This is a genomic window from Pseudomonas sp. FW306-02-D09B, from assembly GCF_058782685.1.
In genome coordinates this window covers 222760-241108 of record NZ_JBYSXY010000002.1, presented here as the reverse complement: position 1 = coordinate 241108, position 18349 = coordinate 222760, and the positions used below count along the sequence as shown (strand labels likewise).

Here is an 18349-nt window from a genome sequence, read left to right as displayed (position 1 = left end):
AATTGGTAGACACGCCAGCTTCAGGTGCTGGTGACCGCAAGGTCGTGGAAGTTCGAGTCTTCTTCTGGGCACCAATTTCGAGCTTGAGATTAGTTCAATTTCAAGGCTCACACAAAAACCCGCGAAAGCGGGTTTTTGCATTCTAGCCATTTGATTTATTAAAACTAAATCAGGGGTTTACAGATCAAAACGCTCTCCGTATAGTGCGCCACATCAACAGCGGCAACGTTGCTGATACTGCCCAGATGGTGAAATTGGTAGACACGCCAGCTTCAGGTGCTGGTGACCGCAAGGTCGTGGAAGTTCGAGTCTTCTTCTGGGCACCAATTCAAAGTTCAAGGTCAACGATCTTGAATCTCACAAAAACCCGCGAAAGCGGGTTTTTGCGTTTCTGGCTTTCAATCATCTCAAGCCAGCAGCCTTCCTGTGGCGAGGGGGCTTGCCCCCGTCGGCCGGTCCGCGCTCGGGCGAAGCAGTCGTAAATCCAGAGAATGCGGTCTGGCTGAATGAATACTGGGGCCGCTTCGCGCCCCAACGGGGGCAAGCCCCCTCGCCACAAAGGTCCGCGCCAACCTCATTAACAAAACCTCGCCCGCCCTGCAAGACGCACTTGAGAAACAATATCGTTTATCATTGTTGCAAGTTTTTGCAATGCGACAGTGAGGAACCCAGCCAATGATGTTTCGAAATACCCTGCGCCGCGGCCTGACCATCACTCTGCTGGGGCTGACCCTGGCAACGCCATTCACCCAAGCCGCCGAAAAAGTTTCCCTGACGCTCTACAACGGTCAACACAAGGAAGTCGGCGACGCTGTCGCCAAAGCCTTTGAAGCCAAGACCGGCATTCACGTCAATGTACGCAAAGGCAGCAGCAACCAACTGGCCAGCCAGATCGTCGAAGAAGGCAATCGCTCACCTGCCGACGTGATCTACACCGAAGAATCGCCACCGCTGAACAAACTCGGCGAACAAGGCCTGCTGGCGAAGACCGACGCCGCCACGCTGGAAGTACTGCCCAAGGATTACGTTGCCGGTAATGGCACCTGGATTGGCATCACTGCCCGGGTCCGCGTGGTCGCCTTCAACCCAAAACTGATCGACGAAAAAGACCTGCCCAAATCGGTGATGGGATTCTCCGATCCGAAGTGGCAGGGCAAAGTTGGCTTCGTGCCAAGCAGCGGTGCGTTCCAGGAACAAGCCGTGGCAATCATCAAGCTGCACGGGATGGACGCCGCCGAAGAATGGCTGACCGGCCTGCGCGCTTTCGGCAAGGTCTACAGCAACAACATGGTGGCGCTGAAAGCCGTGGAGAATGGCGAAGTCGCCACCGTGCTGGTGAATAACTACTACTGGTTCGCCTTGCAGCGCGAAAAGGGCACGCTCGACTCGAAACTGCATTACTTCACCGGCGGCGATGTTGGCGGCCTGATCACCGTGTCCAGCGCTGCCGTGCTCAAGTCCAGCAAACACCCGCAAGAAGCCCAGCAACTCCTCGCCTACATGGCCAGCGAAGAAGGTCAGCGCGTGATCACTCAAACCACCGCCGAATACCCGCTGCGTAAAGGCCTGGAATCGGACCGCGGACTCAAGCCGTTCAGTGAGCTGCAAGCGCCGAATGTCACCCCTGCCGACCTTGGCAACGCTGAAGCCGCACTGGACCTGGAACGCGACGTTGGCCTGAACTGATGAGCGCATCGCTGAGCGCCTCCGCCTCACGCGGGGGTTATGTGCCACGGCGTAAACGACCATCGATCTGGCTGTTGTTGCCGGTATTGCTATTGGTCTGCCTGAGCCTGCTGCCGCTGTTGTATGTCGGGCTCAAAGCCTGGCAAGCCGGCTGGGCGCAAGCACTGCATCTGCTGTGGCGGCCGTATGTGTTTGGTCTGTTGCGCAACACACTGCTGCTGATGGCTGGGGTGACGGTTGCCTGCGCGATCATCGGCCTGTCACTGGCCTGGCTGCTGGAACGCAGCAACTTGCCGGGTCGGCGCCTGTGGGGCGTGATTCTCTGCCTGCCGTTCGCCGTACCGGCCTTCGTCAGCAGCTTCACCTGGGTGTCCCTGAGCGCCAGCTTCGAAGGCCTGGGCGGGGCGATTCTGGTGATGACCCTGTCCAAGTACCCGCTGGTGTTTCTGCCGGTGGCGGCGACGTTGCGCAATCTCGACCCGGCACTGGAAGAGTCCGCCCGAACCCTGGGACAGAACCGCTGGGGCGTATTCTTCAAGATCACCCTGCCCCTGCTCTGGCCTTCGCTGCTGGCCGGGTCGTTACTGATTGCCCTGCACATGCTGGTGGAGTTCGGCGCGCTGTCGATCATCGGCCTGCAAACCTTCACTACCGCGATCTATCAGCAGTTCGAGCTGGAGTTCAGCAACGCCAACGCGGCGATGCTTTCGGCAGTGCTGCTTGCGCTGTGCCTGGTTCTGCTGTGGCTGGAGCTGCGGGTTCGCGGCAAAGGTCGGCATGTACGAATCGGCCAAGGCGCGGCGCGACATGCCGAACAGGTTCGGCTGGGCACATGGTCTGCGGCCGGGCAGCTCTATTGCCTGGCGCTGGCGATCATCGGCAGCGGAATTCCGCTGGGAATGTTGGCGTACTGGCTGGCTGTCGGCTCTTCGGCCGCTTTCCCGGTGGCGGCGATCAGCGAAGCCTTGCTCTCGTCACTGTCGTTGTCGTTGGGCGGCGCAGCGCTATGCCTGGTGCTGGCAGTGCCGGTTGGCTTGCTGGTGGTTCGCTATAAGGGTCGCCTGGCGCTGTGGGCCGAGCGCCTGCCGTATCTGCTGCATGCGCTGCCAGGATTGGTAATCGCGCTGACGCTGGTGTACTTCGCCCTGCACTATGTGCCGGCGCTGTATCAGACCTCGGGCTTGCTGCTGATCGCCTATGCGTTGTTGTTCCTGCCGCTGGCCCAGGCGCCGATTCGTACGGCGCTGAACAAGGCGGCACCGCAACTCGAAGAAGCAGCGCGGACGCTCGGCGCTTCGTCGCTCAGCGCCTTTGTGCGGGTGACGCTGCCGATCATCTTCCCGGCGCTGGGTGCCGCGTTTGCGCTGGTGTTTCTGGATGCGATGAAGGAGCTGACGGCAACGCTGCTGCTGAGTCCGACCGGGCTCAACACCTTGGCCACAGAGGTGTGGGCACACACCGCGAATGTCGAGTTCGCGGCAGCGGCGCCTTATGCGGCGCTGTTGATTCTGGTGTCGGGATTGCCGGTCTATCTACTCACGACGCGGATGTATTTGAGCCGCTGATAAGCATCGCGGGCAAGCCTTGCTCCTACAGGTGTTGTGTCATACCCCTTGTAGGAGCAAAGCTTGCTCGCGATAACGCCAGCCCGGCCTACAAAAATCTTAAGCCCGAAACTGCCCCAGGCTCGCTTTCAGCTGCGCCGCCAGGCTGTCCAGCACCTTGCCGCTGGCTGTAGTTTCCACCACCGCCTGAGCCGCACGCTCGGCCTGAGCATGAATGGTCTCGACCCGCCCACGCACCGCGTGCGCACCTTTGGCCTGATGAGCTGCGGCCTGAGTCGCCAGACCGATGGCCGCATGTACCTGCTCGACGGAAACCTGCACCGATTGCTGCAAGCGCGCACTGTCGCGCAATACCAGCAAACCTTCGCTGGCCTGACGCCCCGCCTGCCCGATCGCCGCTACGGCCTCGCGAGCGCCTTGTTGCAACGCCCCGATGTGCGCCTGAATGTCGCCAGTCGAGCTTTGAGTCTTGCTGGCCAGCGCCCGCACTTCATCGGCCACCACCGCAAAACCACGCCCGGTCTCACCCGCCCTCGCCGCTTCGATCGCCGCGTTCAGTGCCAGCAAGTTGGTCTGCTCGGCGATCCCGTGAATCACCTCGAGCACCACTTCAATCTGCTCGCTCTGCTGCGCCAGACGCTCGATGACTTTGGCCCCGGTATCAACCTGACCGGCCAGCGCCTCGATGAGACTGCCGACCTGCGCCGAGGTGCGGGTGTTTTCATCCGTTGCCTGACGAATATCCACCACCTGTTGCAACGCCGCCTGCATCGCGTGGCTTTCGGCCTGCGCCTCGTCAGCCATTTGCGACAACGCGCGCAAGCTCTCCGCCACTTCATCGCGCTGGGATTTCGCCGCCGCATCGGCGCCGGCATTGCGCTTGCTCATGGCACCGATTTCCACACCGGTGCGCTGGGCCACATCACCCGCCTCGCGAACGATCGGCTGCAACTTATCCACAAAGCGGTTGACTGCCGATGCCATGTCGCCGATTTCATCTTTACTGTTGATCTGCACGCGCTTGGTCAGGTCACCATCACCCGCGGCCAGATCCTCCATTGCCGCGATCAACAGCTTCAGGCGATTGACCACCCGTCGTCCAAGCACGACCGCCAGTAGCAGCAAGACACCAAAACCGACCAGCGCCAGCGCCATGCCGATCCGCCAGCGCAAGGTCGCCGCCGCTTCCTGAACGGTGTTGGTGGTATTGGCTTTCATTTCGGTGGCCGTGGACTGCGCCGACTGCAAACGCGAGCGCATGGCCGTGGCGCTATCAGCTGCAGCGCCCTTGAGGCTGTCGCCGACCAACTGATCACTGCTGGCGATCAGCGCCGAGAAGCGCTTGTCGAGGGCTACCAGGTCTGTTTCCACCGACGCCGTGGAGACCCCCATCAGCACCTTGCCGATTTCCACGCCATTGGGGTTGATCGAGGCTTCGAGGTAGTAGACCGAAGGATCGTGTTTCGCCGCATCCAGCACTTTATCCAGCGCCCGCTCACCCTGGCCTTTTTCCAAAAGGGCCTGGTTGATCGGGTTTTCCCGGTTCAGATAGCGGGTCAGGTGCTGGCCGGTGGCGTCGTCATACACCACGAACAGTACGTTCGGATTGCGCTGGGCCCGACGGGCGAATTCGGACAGCGTTGGAACGTCGCTGTCCCACATCGCGCGGGGCGCGACCGACGCCAGGAGCTGAGCCATGTCATTGGCCGAGTCCTTCAGGTCCTTTTCCAGGGCCACACGCAGTTGCGCCTGCTCGTCCTTGAGTCGTGAGGACAGACCGGCGGTCAGGCGCTGACGGGTACTGGTGGAGAGGTTATCAAGACTTGAGGTGACTTCACGCCCGGCCTGCTCGAGTTCGCCAGAGAGCTTCTGGCTATCGACGCCGAGACGATTGCCCAAATCAGCTTCCAATGCGGTCACTGTGCTCCGGGTCAGTGCGACAGCCACCAACACTTGCACCAACAGGGCGATACCAAGGGTAACGAACACGGGCCGCAACAAACGGCTTTGTAACAGTGAGAGAACGGCCGACACAGGAAATCCCTCTACTTGCACGCCATTAAATTGATGGCACTCTGGAACAGAGATTCACAGCAAAGGTCATGCCGTCCAACAGGCATAAACGACAAAGGGCCCGATTAAGGGCCCTTTGTTTTTTACATCAACGACTTATCAAGCAAACGGGTGACGCAGAACGATGGTTTCGTTGCGGTCCGGGCCCGTCGAAATAATGTCGATCGGTGCACCGACCAACTCTTCGACGCGTTTGATGTAGTTGCGAGCAGCCTGAGGCAGCTCTTCCAGGGTCTTGGCGCCCAGGGTCGACTCAGTCCAGCCCGGCATTTCTTCGTACACCGGCTCAAGACCGATGTAGCTGTCGGCGTCGGTCGGTGCGTCGATCACGGCACCATCCTGGTTTTTGTAGCCCACGCAGATGTTGATGGTCTCAAGACCGTCCAGCACGTCCAGCTTGGTCAGGCACAGGCCCGAGATGCTGTTGACGTCGATGGCGCGACGCAGGATGACGGCGTCGAACCAGCCGCAACGACGGGCACGACCGGTGGTAGCACCGAATTCATGGCCACGCTTGGCCAGGAACGCACCAACGTCGTCGAACAGCTCGGTCGGGAACGGGCCCGAACCCACGCGAGTGGTGTAAGCCTTGGTGATGCCGAGGATGTAATCCAGGTACATCGGGCCAAAACCCGAACCGGTCGCGATGCCGCCAGCGGTGGTGTTGGAGCTGGTGACGTACGGGTAGGTACCGTGGTCGATGTCCAGCAGGGAGCCTTGGGCGCCTTCGAACATGATGTCTTTGCCGTCGCGACGCAGGTTATGCAGTTCGGCGGTGACGTCGAGCATCATCGGCTTCAGCAGCTCGGCGTATTCCATGCACTCATCCAGGGTTTTCTGGAAGTCGATGGCCGGTTCTTTGTAGTAATTGACCAGTACGAAGTTGTGGTAGTCCAGCAACTCGCCCAGCTTGGCGGCGAAACGCTCGCGGTGGAACAGATCACCGATGCGCAGGCCACGACGTGCAACCTTGTCTTCGTAGGCCGGGCCGATGCCACGACCAGTGGTGCCGATCTTCAGCTCGCCACGGGCCTTTTCACGAGCCTGGTCCAGCGCTACGTGGTAAGACAGGATCAACGGGCAGGAAGGGCTGATACGCAGGCGCTCGCGCACCGGTACGCCCTTCTCTTCCAGCTTGATGATCTCGCGCAGCAGGGCGTCAGGTGCAACCACCACGCCGTTGCCGATCAGGCACTGCACGCCATCGCGCAGCACGCCCGACGGGATCAGGTGCAAGACGGTTTTTTCGCCGTCGATCACCAGCGTGTGGCCAGCGTTGTGGCCACCTTGGTAGCGCACTACGGCGGCAGCATGTTCGGTCAGCAGATCAACGATCTTGCCTTTGCCCTCATCACCCCATTGGGTGCCCAGGACTACGACATTCTTACCCATAACACTTGTCCTCATTCGCGCAAACTTGGTGCCGGCAGCCGCCGGCAGGGAAACTCAAGAAGCCAGCGGCAATACTTGCCAAAGCCCGTTCTGCTGAATCAATTGCCGGTCGCAGTCCGCATCACGGGCGGCGGCCAATGGTTGCCCAGGCAATGCCTGAACGACACGCTGACCCTCACTGCGCAACTGGCAAACCTGCTGCCAGAGTGCTGCATCCGTACTGTCAGGCATCCAGATACCGCCAGACGGTAGCTCGATTTCAGCACGCCCCAGGGTCACCAGGGTTTTCAAATCGGTAGAGAAGCCAGTCGCCGGGCGGGCACGACCGAAGTCGGCGCCGATGTCGTCGTAACGACCGCCCTGAGCAATGGATTGGCCAACACCCGGCACGAATACCGCGAACACCACGCCGGTGTGATAGTGATAACCGCGCAACTCGCCCAGATCGAAGTACAGCGCAAGATCCGGGAAACGCACGGACAAACGCTCGGCAATCGACAGCAAGTCGTCCAGCGCCGCCAAAACAGGCGCCGGCGCCTTGGCCAGGCGTTGGCGAGCGGCAACCAGCACTTCACGACCGCCGCACAGATCAACCAGTGCCCGCAGCATGCCCGACAAATCGGCAGGCAGGCCTTCGGTCAAGGTAATGACCTCATCGATGGCCTTGCGTTGCAGGGCATCGAACAACTGTTGCTCGACCTCACCGGACAAACCGGCGGCACGCGCCAGGCCACGGTAGATGCCGACATGGCCAAGATCCATGTGCACATCCGGCACATCGGCCAGTTGCAGCATGGCCAGCATCAGGCTGATGACTTCCACGTCGCTGCTCGGGCTGGCATCGCCGTACAACTCGGCGCCCAGCTGGATCGGGCTACGCGAGGTCGACAACGCCCGCGGTTGCGCATGCAGCACGCTACCGGCGTAGCACAGACGGCTCGGGCCTTCGTGACGCAAGGTGTGCGCATCGATGCGCGCCACTTGCGGCGTAATGTCGGCACGGAAACCCATCTGCCGGCCCGATTGCGGGTCGATGACCTTGAAGGTCCGCAGATCGAGGTCCTGGCCTGCGCCAGTCAGCAGGGATTCCAGGTACTCGATATGCGGGGTCACGACGAACTCGTAACCCCAGCTCTGGAACAGATCCAACACCTGACGACGCGCGACTTCAATGCGCGCCGCCTCTGGTGGCAGTACTTCTTCGATGCCATCTGGCAGCAGCCAGCGGTCTACCGTTGCCATTACGCCATTCCCCTATGATCCGGGCCGCCAGCCCTCGGGCCGGCCTTGAGTGAAGCAGAAAATGTCTGAACCATACGCATAAGTCACGCGCATGAACAACGCGGCGATCGGCCTGGAATCGGCCTCGCCAAACACTTTCCTCGAAAAACCTGTCGAGTTGTTCAACCCGAGTCTTGCAATAAAAAACCGCAATCAAACGTGCAGACGCAAAAAAGCCGGGAATTTCCCGGCTGCCGCATCATACACACGTTTTCTCAAAGGATCACCCCGCGAGAGGCTTTAGCCGCCCGGCGGGGGTCCTTTGAGATTAGTGTCGGATCAAGGCTTGGCTTTTTCCAGGTAACGGAAGAAGTCGCTGCTTGGGTCCAGAACCATGACGTCGGTTTTGTTCGCGAAGCTTTCACGGTAGGCACGCAGGCTACGGTAGAAACCGTAGAACTCCTGATCCTGGCCGTAGGCCTTGGAGTAGATCGCTGCGGCCTGGGCATCACCGTCACCGCGAACCTCTTCAGATTCACGATAGGCTTCAGCCAGCAGTACGCGGCGCTGACGATCGGCGTCGGCACGGATGCCTTCGGCCAGCTCGTTACCCTTGGCACGGTGCTCGCGCGCTTCACGTTCACGCTCGGTGCTCATGCGTTCGAACACGCTGCGGTTCACTTCCTTCGGCAGATCGATGGCCTTGACCCGAACATCGACCACTTCGATGCCCAGCTCTTTTTCCGCCATCTTGTTCAGCGAAGCTGTGATATCCGCCATCAGCGCATCACGCTCACCGGAAACCACTTCGTGCAGGGTGCGCTTGCCAAACTGGTCACGCAGGCCCGATTCCAGGCGACGCGAAAGGCGCTCGTCTGCAATTTGCTTGAGGCCGGAAGTCGCGGTGTAGAAACGCTCGGCATCCTTGACGCGCCACTTGGCGTAGGCATCAACCATGACGGCTTTCTTTTCCAGCGTCAGGAAACGCTGTGTCGGTGCATCCAGCGTCATCAGGCGTGCGTCGAATTTACGCACCTGGTTAACGTAAGGCACTTTCACATGCAGGCCCGGCTGAACATCAGTCTGAACCACGCGCCCGAACTGCAGCAGCACCGCACGCTCGGTCTGAGCCACGATGTAGAAACAGTTCCAGGCAGCGATCGCCACGACGACGCCGACAATAAGGGCGATCAGCGATTTATTGCTCATCAGCGACTCTCCCTGGTACGTGCCGGCTGCTGCAGATCAGTTGCCGAGCGCGCGTGCCCTTCATTGCTGGTCGCGGCTGCGCTGGTTACCGGCGCTGCACCACTACGACCACTGTCGATCATCTTGTCCAGCGGCAAGTACAGCAGATTGTTCTGGCCATTCTTGTTGCCGGTCACGAGAACCTTGCTGGTATTGCTGAAGACTTCCTGCATCGTGTCCAGGTACAGACGCTGACGAGTGACTTCCGGTGCCTTGCGATATTCGGCGACCAGCTTGGTAAAGCGATCCGCTTCACCCTTGGCACGCGATACCGTTTCGTCGCGGTAACCGTTGGCATCTTCAATGATGCGCTGGGCCTGACCACGGGCTTCCGGCACGACGCCGTTGGCGTAGGTTTCAGCCTGGTTGCGCGAACGCTGCTCATCTTCACGAGCGCGGATCACGTCATCGAAGGCTTCCTGGACTTCACGCGGTGCAGCGGCGCTCTGAACGTTGACCTGAGTGACGGTGATACCGGTGCGATAGGTATCGAGGAAGCGTTGCAGACGCTCCTTGATTTCGCTGGCCATCAACTCACGACCTTCGGTCAGCACCTGGTCCATGGCGGTGGAACCCACCACATGGCGCAAGGCACTCTCGGTCGCGTGTTGCAGGCTGATTTCCGGCTGATCGACGTTCAGCACGAAGTCCTGCAGATTGGTGATCTTGTACTGCACGGTCAGTGGCACTTCGACGATGTTCTCGTCTTCAGTGAGCATTTGACCCTGCTTGGTGTAGGCACGCTCACGCGTGACGTTTTCCATGTACTTGCGATCGATCGGCGGGAAGTAGATGTTCAGGCCCGGCCCGACGGTTTCGTAGTACTTGCCGAAGCGCAGCACCACGGCTTGCTCCTGCTCGTCGACGACATAAACCGCGCTGTACAGCCAGACGACCGCCAGCACGACAAAGCCGATGCCGAGCAGGCCGTAACCGCCGCCCTTGCCCGAACCACCGCCATCATCACCGCGTTTCTTGCTACCACCGAACAACCCATTCAGGCTTTCCTGCAGCTTTCGGAAGGCCTCGTCGAGATCTGGTGGCCCCTTGCGGTCGCCATTATTGCGGCGTTTACCACCCCAAGGATCCTGATTATTCGAGTTGCCACCCGGCTCATTCCAAGCCATAGCGCTCTCCATCTGATAAAGCAAAGACGCACCCACGGCGCGCCGACCAATGCTACAGAATGCCTGCCACAGCGGCACAACCGCTTTTTCAGGCTTTTATTGCAAAGTGTGTTGCTCGATGAATTCCAACGGCTGCATTCCCTCGCGGCTCACCAGTCGATTGAGCTCGACTCGCGGCAAACGAACGGCCAGCAAACAGATGCCTTCTTCGTCGTGTTCTTCTTTCTGTACGGCGCCGAGCGCAAAGAACTGCGCACGCAGTCGAGCAAAACGCTGCGGCAAGCGCAAGGTGCCGACGAACAAATCGTTGCCGAGCAATTCCGCAATCGCCTGCTTGAGCAGGTCCAGCCCCTGACCGTCACGCGCCGACAACCATACCCGTTGCGGCTTGCCGTCGGCATCACGCTGGATCTGTGGCTCTACGCCCTCGAGCAAATCGAGTTTGTTATAGACCTCAAGGATCGGCAAGTCTTGCGCACCGATCTCGCCGAGCACCGCCATGACCTGTTCGATCTGGGCCATGCGTTCTGGCTCGTGAGCGTCGATCACATGCAGCAGCAGGTCAGAGTTGCTCGACTCTTCGAGCGTAGCCCGAAATGCCTCGACCAGTTTGTGCGGCAAGTGACGGATGAAGCCCACAGTGTCGGCCAGTACGATTGGACCGAGGTCGGCGAGTTCGAGCCGGCGCAAGGTCGGGTCGAGGGTGGCGAACAACTGGTCTGCCGCGAACACGTCGGAATCGGTGACCGAGTTGAACAGCGTCGACTTGCCGGCGTTGGTATAACCCACTAGAGAAACCGAAGGAATATCCGCACGCTGACGACCACGACGAGCCTGATCACGCTGGCTGCGGACCTTTTCCAGACGCCCCTTGATCTGCCGCAGGCGAACCCGCAGAAGACGCCGGTCGGTTTCCAACTGGGTTTCACCCGGACCGCGCAGACCGATACCGCCTTTCTGCCGCTCAAGGTGAGTCCAGCCGCGAACCAGTCGCGTACTCATGTAATCAAGCTGGGCCAGTTCGACCTGGAGCTTGCCTTCATGGGTGCGGGCGCGTTGGGCGAAGATATCGAGAATCAGACCGGTACGGTCAATCACGCGACACTCGAAAACACGTTCGAGGTTACGTTCCTGACTGGGCGTGAGGACGGAATTGAAAATAACCAGATCGACCTTCTCGGCTTTGACCTGGTCGCGCAGTTCCTCGACCTTGCCACTGCCAATCAGGTATTTGGCGGTTGGCCGATGACGCGGCACGTTAACAAACGCGACGGTCTCGGCGCCGGCCGAAATTGCCAACTCCTGAAACTCCTGCGGATCTTCGCGCGCCTCAGGGTCCTGACCATCCAAGTGAACGAGAATGGTTCGTTCACCACCACCGTGGCGCTCAAAGAACAAAGGAGACTCCTATCAGGCGTTACCTGGCTCAGCGTCAGCTTGTTCGGATTCGGTTGCGCTAGGCAGACGAATTGGACGAACCGGCACCACTGTAGAGATCGCGTGTTTGTAGACCATCTGGCTGACGGTGTTTTTCAGCAGGATAACGAACTGGTCGAACGACTCGATCGTGCCTTGCAGTTTGATTCCGTTGACCAGATAGATGGAAACCCCCACTTTCTCTTTACGCAATGTATTCAAGTAAGGGTCTTGTAGCGAATGCCCTTTTGACATGTGCCGCACTCCTTTAAGGATTCAATAATAAAAATAGGTAAAAAAATGGCTTAGGCCGTCACACCCCCAAGGATAGACGGCAATTGCAAGGACTCAGCTCAATATGGAGACCGTTCCCAGGTATTTCAAGGCGCGTGGCAGATTGTCGCAATCGAGGCTGTCCAGCCAGTGTAAATCAGCCCAACTGCGTAGCCAGGTGAACTGGCGCTTCGCCAATTGGCGCGTGGCAATGATCCCACGTTCCTGCATCTCGGCTGACGTCAGCTTGCCATCCAGGTAATCCCAGACTTGTCGGTAACCTACAGCGCGTATAGACGGCAACCCGGCATGCAGGTCACTTCTTTTACGCAGGGCTACGACCTCGTCAATGAATCCCTGTTCCAACATTTGTGTGAATCTTTGTTTAATACGCTCATGCAGTACCTGACGATTCGCCGGAGCGATAGCCAAGTTCGCGACAGTATAGGGCAATTGTGGGCGACCCGAAGCGCCTGCTTCAGTACTTTGCGCAGATTGTCGCGCGCGGTGTTCGGTCATGCTCTGGCCGCTGACCCGATAAACTTCCAGCGCCCGACTGAGTCGCTGCGGGTCATTGGGGTGAATTCGTGCTGCCGACACCGGATCAATGACCGCCAACTGATCGTGCAGGGCTTGCCAGCCAAGGCGTGCAGCCTCTTCCTCGATTTCAGCGCGGATCTGCGGATCGGCCGCAGGCATATCGGCCAGACCTTCGAGCAAAGCCTTGTAATAGAGCATTGTGCCGCCGACCAGCAGCGGAATATTGCCGCGTGCGGTGATCTCGGCCATGGCCTGCAGGGCATCCCGGCGAAAATCAGCCGCCGAATAGGCCTCGACCGGATCAAGAATGTCGATCAACCGATGAGGAAACTCGGCCAACAGCTCCTTCGAAGGCTTGGCCGTGCCGATGTCCATGCCGCGGTAAACCAGCGCCGAGTCGACGCTGATCAACTCGCACGGCAGGACCTTGGTCAGCTCGATAGCCAGATCAGTCTTGCCCGCAGCGGTCGGGCCCATCAGGAATATCGCTGGAGGGAGTTGGCTCATCAACGACCGCGCAAGAACAGTTTGTCCAGATCATCCAGGCCCAGTTGGGTCCAGGTTGGTCGGCCATGGTTGCATTGACCGCTGCGCTCGGTGTTTTCCATGTCCCGCAGCAGACCGTTCATTTCCGGCAAGGCCAGGCGTCGGTTGGCGCGAATAGCGCCATGGCAGGCCATGGTTCCGAGCAGTTCGTTCAGGTGTGCCTGAATCCGGTCACTGGTGCCGTATTCCATCAGGTCCGCCAATACGTCGTGAACCAGACGATTGGCTTCGGCCTGCTTGAGCAAGGCCGGAATCTGCCGGATCGCCAGGGTTTCCGGACCCAGACGCTGAAGTTCAAAACCGAGGCGCTGGAACCAGCTGACGTGCTCTTCGGCGCAATCGGCTTCACGCTGGCTGACGGCAATCGACTCTGGCACCAGCAGCGGTTGGCCGCTCAGGCCTTCGCTGGCCATCGCGACTTTCAGCCGCTCGTACATGATCCGCTCATGCGCGGCGTGCATGTCCACCAGCACCAGCCCCTGGGCGTTTTCCGAAAGAATGTAGATGCCTTTGAGCTGTGCCAGCGCATACCCCAGCGGCGGAATATCGCCCTGACCGTCTGGCAGCGCCGTGGCGTTCGCTTCCGGCAATGGCGCAAAAAACTCGCGATAGGCAGCCTGCGCTTCGGCCACCGGCACGCCCGACTGCGGACGCGGTGTGTATTGATACTGATAACCGGCGCCGGCGCCCGAGCCTGCCGTCGTATTAAAGGACGGCTGTGCCTGCGGCTGCTCGAGCAACGCATTGGCCGCCAGACGCATTTCACCTTGCGGGCCGAACTCGCCGGCTTCGATACCGGTCGGCCTGACTATGGCTGTCGCGACAGGCGCAGCCAAATGATCTTCCGGACGCACGTCGCCCAAGGCGCGGTGCAAGGTGCCATAGAGGAAGTCGTGGACCATGCGCCCGTCACGGAAGCGCACTTCGTGTTTGGTCGGGTGCACGTTGACGTCGACGCCCGCCGGATCGACTTCGAAAAACAGCACGAACGTCGGATGCCGACCGTTGAACAGCACGTCGCGATAGGCCTGGCGCACCGCGTGGGCCACCAGTTTGTCGCGCACCGCACGGCCATTCACAAAAAAATACTGCAAGTCCGCCTGGCTACGGTTAAAGGTCGGCAACCCGACCCAGCCCCACAGATGAAGGCCATTGCGCTCGATCTCGATTGGCAGCGCCTGCTCCAGGAAGCCCGCTCCGCAGATCGCCGCCACACGCCGGGCGCGAGCCGCGTCGTCATGGGCTTCGTGCAGGCTGAGGATGGTCTTGCCGTTATGGCGCAGATGGAACGCCACGTCGAAGCGCGCCAGCGCCAGACGCTTGATCACTTCTTGCAGGTGATCGAATTCGGTTTTTTCGGTCTTGAGGAACTTGCGCCGCGCCGGAGTATTGAAGAACAAGTCGCGCACTTCAACCGAGGTGCCCACCGGGTGGGCGGCCGGCTGGACGCGAGGCGCCATGTCCCGGCCTTCGGTCTCGACCTGCCAGGCCTGATCGGCACCTCGGGTACGGGACGTCAGGGTCAGACGCGCCACGGAGCTGATCGACGCGAGGGCCTCACCGCGAAACCCGAGGCTCATCACCTGCTCGAGGTCTTCAAGATTGCGAATTTTGCTGGTGGCATGTCGCGCCAGCGCCAGCGGCAAGTCATCGGAGGAGATCCCGCTGCCATCGTCGCGAACCCGCAGCAGCTTGACGCCACCCTGCTCGACATCGACGTCGATACGTTTGGCGCCGGAGTCGAGGCTGTTTTCCAGCAGCTCCTTGATCACCGAAGCCGGGCGCTCAACCACCTCACCGGCGGCAATCTGGTTCGCCAGTCGCGGGCTGAGCAGCTCGATACGCGCTGCGGTGTTCACGGCGTCGCTCATTCCTTGGCCGCCAATTCGGTGCCCGGGATGTTCAGGTGCTGGCCGATTTTCAGTTCGTCGGATTGCAGGCCGTTGGCGCTGCGCAGAGTCGCCGGCGAGACCTGATAACGCACCGCGATCATCGCCAGGGTTTCACCTGGACGCACCGTGTGGTCACGCGGCCCCTGGGCGATCTTGCCGGAATCGCGCAGCCAGCCGATGTAGGTGCCCGGTGGCGGGTTCTGCTGGAAGAACTGGCGCACACCCGCGCTGATCGAACGGGCCAGCGCTTGCTGGTGACCAGACGCCGCCAGTTTCGAGGCTTCGTTGGCGTTGGAGATAAACCCGGTTTCCACCAGGATCGATGGAATGTCCGGCGATTTCAGCACCATGAATCCGGCCTGCTCGACGCGCTGCTTGTGCAACGAGGTGACCCGGCCAATGTTGCTCAAGACCTTCTGGCCGACGTTCAGGCTGGAAGTCAGCGACGCGGTCATCGACAGATCAAGCAGTACGCCGGCAAGCATCTTGTCCTTGTCGTCGAGGCTGACGTTGCCGGCACCGCCGATCAGGTCGGAGCGGTTTTCGCTGTCGGCCAGCCAACGCGCGGTCTCGGACGTTGCGCCGCGCTCGGACAAGGCGAATACCGAAGCGCCGAACGCTGCGGCGGAGGGTGCCGCGTCGGCGTGAATCGAGACGAACAGGTCGGCACCCTTCTTGCGGGCGATCTCGGTACGGCCACGCAATGGAATGAAGTAGTCGCCGGTACGGGTCAGCTCGGCCCGGAAGCCTTTCATGCCGTTGACCTGGCGCTGCAGCTCGCGAGCGATGGCCAGCACCACGTCTTTTTCGTGCTGGCCACGGGAACCGGAAGCCCCCGGGTCCTCGCCGCCGTGTCCGGCATCGATGACCACGATGATGTCGCGCTTACCGGCCGGAGCAGGCGGCAGTTTGATTGCTGGCTCAACCGGAGCCACCGGCACCGCAGGCACAGTGGCAACGGTTGGGGCCGGGGTCGGTGCGGGCGGTGGCGCGGCATCGGCGGCGTTGTCGAACAGGTCGACCACCAGGCGATTGCCGTACTGCGCATTCGGCGCCAGCACGAAGCTCTTCGGGGTAACGGCTTTTTTCAGGTCGATGACCACCCGCAGATCGGTCGGCGTGCGCTGAGCCGAACGCATGTCGGTAATCGGGGTATTGGCGGTAGAGACCTTCAGCGGCGCGCCAAGGACGGCGCCATTGATGTCGATCACCAGACGATCCGGGGACGTCAGGGTAAAGACGCTGTGCTGGACCGGGCCGGACAGGTCAAACACCAGTCGGGTGTTATCCGGTGCCCGCCACAAGCGAACACTGTTGACCTTTGTCGCGGCCACAGCGTCGACGGCCAGTGCCGTAAGCAGCATTCCTACGACAGCAACCAACGCGCGAAAGCGCATACCTAACCCCATCATTTATTTGAATTCCAATGCCAAAGCGGCACACCAAGACTCGCCACGCAAACCCTGGGGCGACAGATTCAGCGAACGCCCGCTGTCATGCGGGCTAATGGTAATGGTCAGGTCGGGCTTTGGCAAAAAGCCTGCACCCTTCTGGGGCCACTCGATCAGACACAGTGCATCGTCTTCGAGGTAGTCACGAATGCCAAGAAACTCCAGCTCCTCCGGATCGACCAGTCGATACAGGTCAAAATGGAAGGCGCGAATGTCGCCGATCTCGTAGGGCTCAACCAAGGTAAAGGTCGGACTTTTTACTGCGCCAACATGCCCCAAACCGCGAATAATGCCCCGCGACAGGGTGGTTTTACCCGCCCCAAGGTCACCGTCCAGAAAGATGATGCCGTGCCCTTTGGTCACTTGAGCGATACGGTTGCCCAACGCGACCATGGCGTCTTCATTGGCCAGATACAGGGTTACTTCAGACACGGTGCTTGCTCCTCCAGCAACTGACGAATGGCGGGAATCAGATCACTGGCCGCCAGCCCACGGCCCGTTTTACCTTCACGCTCGCCGGCGTTGGCGTGCAGCCAGACCGCCAGGCAAGCTGCATCGAATGCATTCATGCCCTGGGCCAGCAAGGCGCCGACCAGTCCGGCCAGCACATCCCCCAGACCCGCGGCAGCCATGGCCGGGTGGCCTTGATGACACAGCGCCAAACGACCATCGGGACTGGCAATCAGGCTGCCGGCCCCTTTGAGAATGACGGTGGTTGTGTATTTTTTGCTCAATGCATGGGCCGCGGCGGGGCGATCGGCTTGAACCTCGGCCGTGGAAATCCCCAATAACCGCGCCGCTTCCCCCGGATGCGGAGTGATCACGCAATCCTTTGGCAGGCGCACATCACCCCGGCTCAGCAAATTCAGCGCATCGGCGTCCCAGACCTGCGGTAACGGGGCGTTGGCCGCTGCCGACAACAAACTGCGACCCCACGCGCCCTTGCCGAGCCCCGGTCCGACCACCAGCACACTGGCCTGGCCGAGCGGGTCCATCAGTTGGTTGGCCGAGTGAACGCCCAGCACCATGACTTCGGGCACCCGCGCCAATGCGGCCGGTACATGTTCACTGCGGGTCGCCAGAGACACCATGCCCGCGCCGCTGCGCAGGGCACTTTGGGCGCTCAAGAGAATGGCGCCGCCGAAACCCCGATCGCCACCGATCAGCAGGACGTGACCGAATCGGCCTTTGTGAGCGCTCGGTGCCCGAGCTGCCAGCCGCGGCAGGTTGTCTGGATTCAGGTGATAAGCACTGACGGTGCTTTCAGCAACGATCTGCGTGTCGGCTTGCAGATCGTTGAACTGCAACTCCCCCACCTGATCCGCCGCATCGCCGGTGAACAGCCCAAGCTTGAGGCCGATGTACGTCACGGTGAGGTCGGCCTGAACCGCAACCCCGAGGACTCGCCCGGTATCGGCGCACAGACCGGACGGGATATCCACCGCCGCAACGGGCAGGCCACAGGCATTGATCGCCTCGATCGCAGCAACATAGGGTTCGCGCACCTCACCGCTCAGGCCGGTGCCCAGCAGCGCATCCAGCACCACCCCACGCAGTTCGATGGCAGGTGACCAGGCCTCGACGACAACCCCGGCGGCCAGCGCTTCGGCATATGCCAGCGCGGCATCGCCCTGCAAGCGCGACGGTTCAACCACCGCCAGCACTCGCACCTGCCAACCGGCACGCAACGCCAGTACCGCCACCAGATAACCGTCCCCGGCGTTATTGCCGTGGCCCGCCAACACACTGAGCTCAGTGGCCGTCGGCCAGTGCCGGACCAACGCTCGCCATGTGGCACGAGCCGCCCGATGCATCAGTTCGAAGCCCGTTGTCCCGGCCGCAATCAGCCGCGCGTCGAGCGCACGGACCTGTGCGGCGCTGTACAGTGCGTCGGGTAAATGGTGTTTTGTCTGCGGCAT

14 protein-coding genes and 1 tRNA gene are annotated in these 18349 nt (G+C 60.7%); 3 read left to right on the top strand and 12 right to left on the bottom strand.

Features of this window, described 5'->3' with window-relative positions:
• The first annotated feature begins 239 nt into the window (after positions 1-239).
• The 3 genes from AC3WK5_RS05325 (at position 240) to AC3WK5_RS05315 (ending at position 3251) form a co-directional block, all read left to right on the top strand.
• Positions 240-326, top strand: a tRNA-Leu gene (locus AC3WK5_RS05325).
• A gap of 349 nt (positions 327-675) precedes the next feature.
• Positions 676-1686 carry an extracellular solute-binding protein gene (locus AC3WK5_RS05320; protein WP_054595359.1) on the top strand — a complete coding sequence of 337 codons (1011 nt, stop codon included), beginning with the start codon at positions 676-678 and terminating at the stop codon, positions 1684-1686.
• Positions 1686-3251 (top strand): ABC transporter permease, encoded by a 1566-nt coding sequence (locus AC3WK5_RS05315; RefSeq protein WP_103316303.1) that lies wholly within the window; start codon positions 1686-1688, stop codon positions 3249-3251. Before AC3WK5_RS05320 ends, AC3WK5_RS05315 begins: the two co-directional genes overlap by 1 nt.
• A 99-nt stretch (positions 3252-3350) precedes the next feature.
• Here the strand turns inward: AC3WK5_RS05315 and AC3WK5_RS05310 are convergent, their stop codons facing one another.
• The 12 genes from AC3WK5_RS05310 to AC3WK5_RS05255 all read right to left on the bottom strand — a co-directional run bounded on the left by AC3WK5_RS05310 (position 3351) and on the right by AC3WK5_RS05255 (position 18349).
• Positions 3351-5285, bottom strand: coding sequence for a methyl-accepting chemotaxis protein (locus AC3WK5_RS05310; RefSeq protein WP_103316304.1), 1935 nt, complete (start codon positions 5283-5285; stop codon positions 3351-3353).
• Positions 5286-5423: 138 nt separating this feature from the next.
• The gene (locus AC3WK5_RS05305) at positions 5424-6716 is read right to left on the bottom strand and encodes an adenylosuccinate synthase (RefSeq protein ID WP_054595356.1); all 1293 of its coding nucleotides are present in this window, start codon (positions 6714-6716) and stop codon (positions 5424-5426) included.
• Between the two features lie 54 nt (positions 6717-6770).
• Positions 6771-7958: an ATP phosphoribosyltransferase regulatory subunit gene (locus AC3WK5_RS05300; RefSeq protein WP_103316305.1), complete on the bottom strand. Its 1188-nt coding sequence runs from the start codon at positions 7956-7958 to the stop codon at positions 6771-6773.
• A 318-nt stretch (positions 7959-8276) separates the two neighbouring features.
• A complete protein-coding gene (gene hflC, locus AC3WK5_RS05295) occupies positions 8277-9146 on the bottom strand; it encodes a protease modulator HflC (RefSeq protein WP_019691508.1) in 870 nt (289 codons plus the stop codon).
• The gene (gene hflK / locus AC3WK5_RS05290) at positions 9146-10312 is read right to left on the bottom strand and encodes an FtsH protease activity modulator HflK (protein WP_103316306.1); all 1167 of its coding nucleotides are present in this window, start codon (positions 10310-10312) and stop codon (positions 9146-9148) included. The genes hflC and hflK overlap by 1 nt, the downstream gene beginning before the upstream one ends.
• A 96-nt stretch (positions 10313-10408) precedes the next feature.
• Positions 10409-11710: a ribosome rescue GTPase HflX gene (hflX, locus tag AC3WK5_RS05285; RefSeq protein ID WP_103316307.1), complete on the bottom strand. Its 1302-nt coding sequence runs from the start codon at positions 11708-11710 to the stop codon at positions 10409-10411.
• A 12-nt stretch (positions 11711-11722) separates the two neighbouring features.
• Positions 11723-11983 (bottom strand): RNA chaperone Hfq, encoded by a 261-nt coding sequence (gene hfq / locus AC3WK5_RS05280; protein WP_019691505.1) that lies wholly within the window; start codon positions 11981-11983, stop codon positions 11723-11725.
• 93 nt (positions 11984-12076) lie between these two features.
• Entirely contained in the window at positions 12077-13048 is a 972-nt protein-coding gene (miaA, locus tag AC3WK5_RS05275; protein WP_054595352.1) for a tRNA (adenosine(37)-N6)-dimethylallyltransferase MiaA, read from the bottom strand.
• Positions 13048-14946: a DNA mismatch repair endonuclease MutL gene (mutL, locus tag AC3WK5_RS05270; RefSeq protein ID WP_173859975.1), complete on the bottom strand. Its 1899-nt coding sequence runs from the start codon at positions 14944-14946 to the stop codon at positions 13048-13050. The genes miaA and mutL overlap by 1 nt, the downstream gene beginning before the upstream one ends.
• An 8-nt stretch (positions 14947-14954) precedes the next feature.
• Positions 14955-16391 (bottom strand): N-acetylmuramoyl-L-alanine amidase, encoded by a 1437-nt coding sequence (locus AC3WK5_RS05265; RefSeq protein WP_103316309.1) that lies wholly within the window; start codon positions 16389-16391, stop codon positions 14955-14957.
• Positions 16392-16862, bottom strand: a complete 471-nt coding sequence (gene tsaE, locus AC3WK5_RS05260) for a tRNA (adenosine(37)-N6)-threonylcarbamoyltransferase complex ATPase subunit type 1 TsaE (protein WP_103316310.1) — start codon at positions 16860-16862, stop codon at positions 16392-16394.
• Positions 16850-18349, bottom strand: coding sequence for an NAD(P)H-hydrate dehydratase (locus AC3WK5_RS05255; RefSeq protein ID WP_103316311.1), 1500 nt, complete (start codon positions 18347-18349; stop codon positions 16850-16852). The genes tsaE and AC3WK5_RS05255 overlap by 13 nt, the downstream gene beginning before the upstream one ends.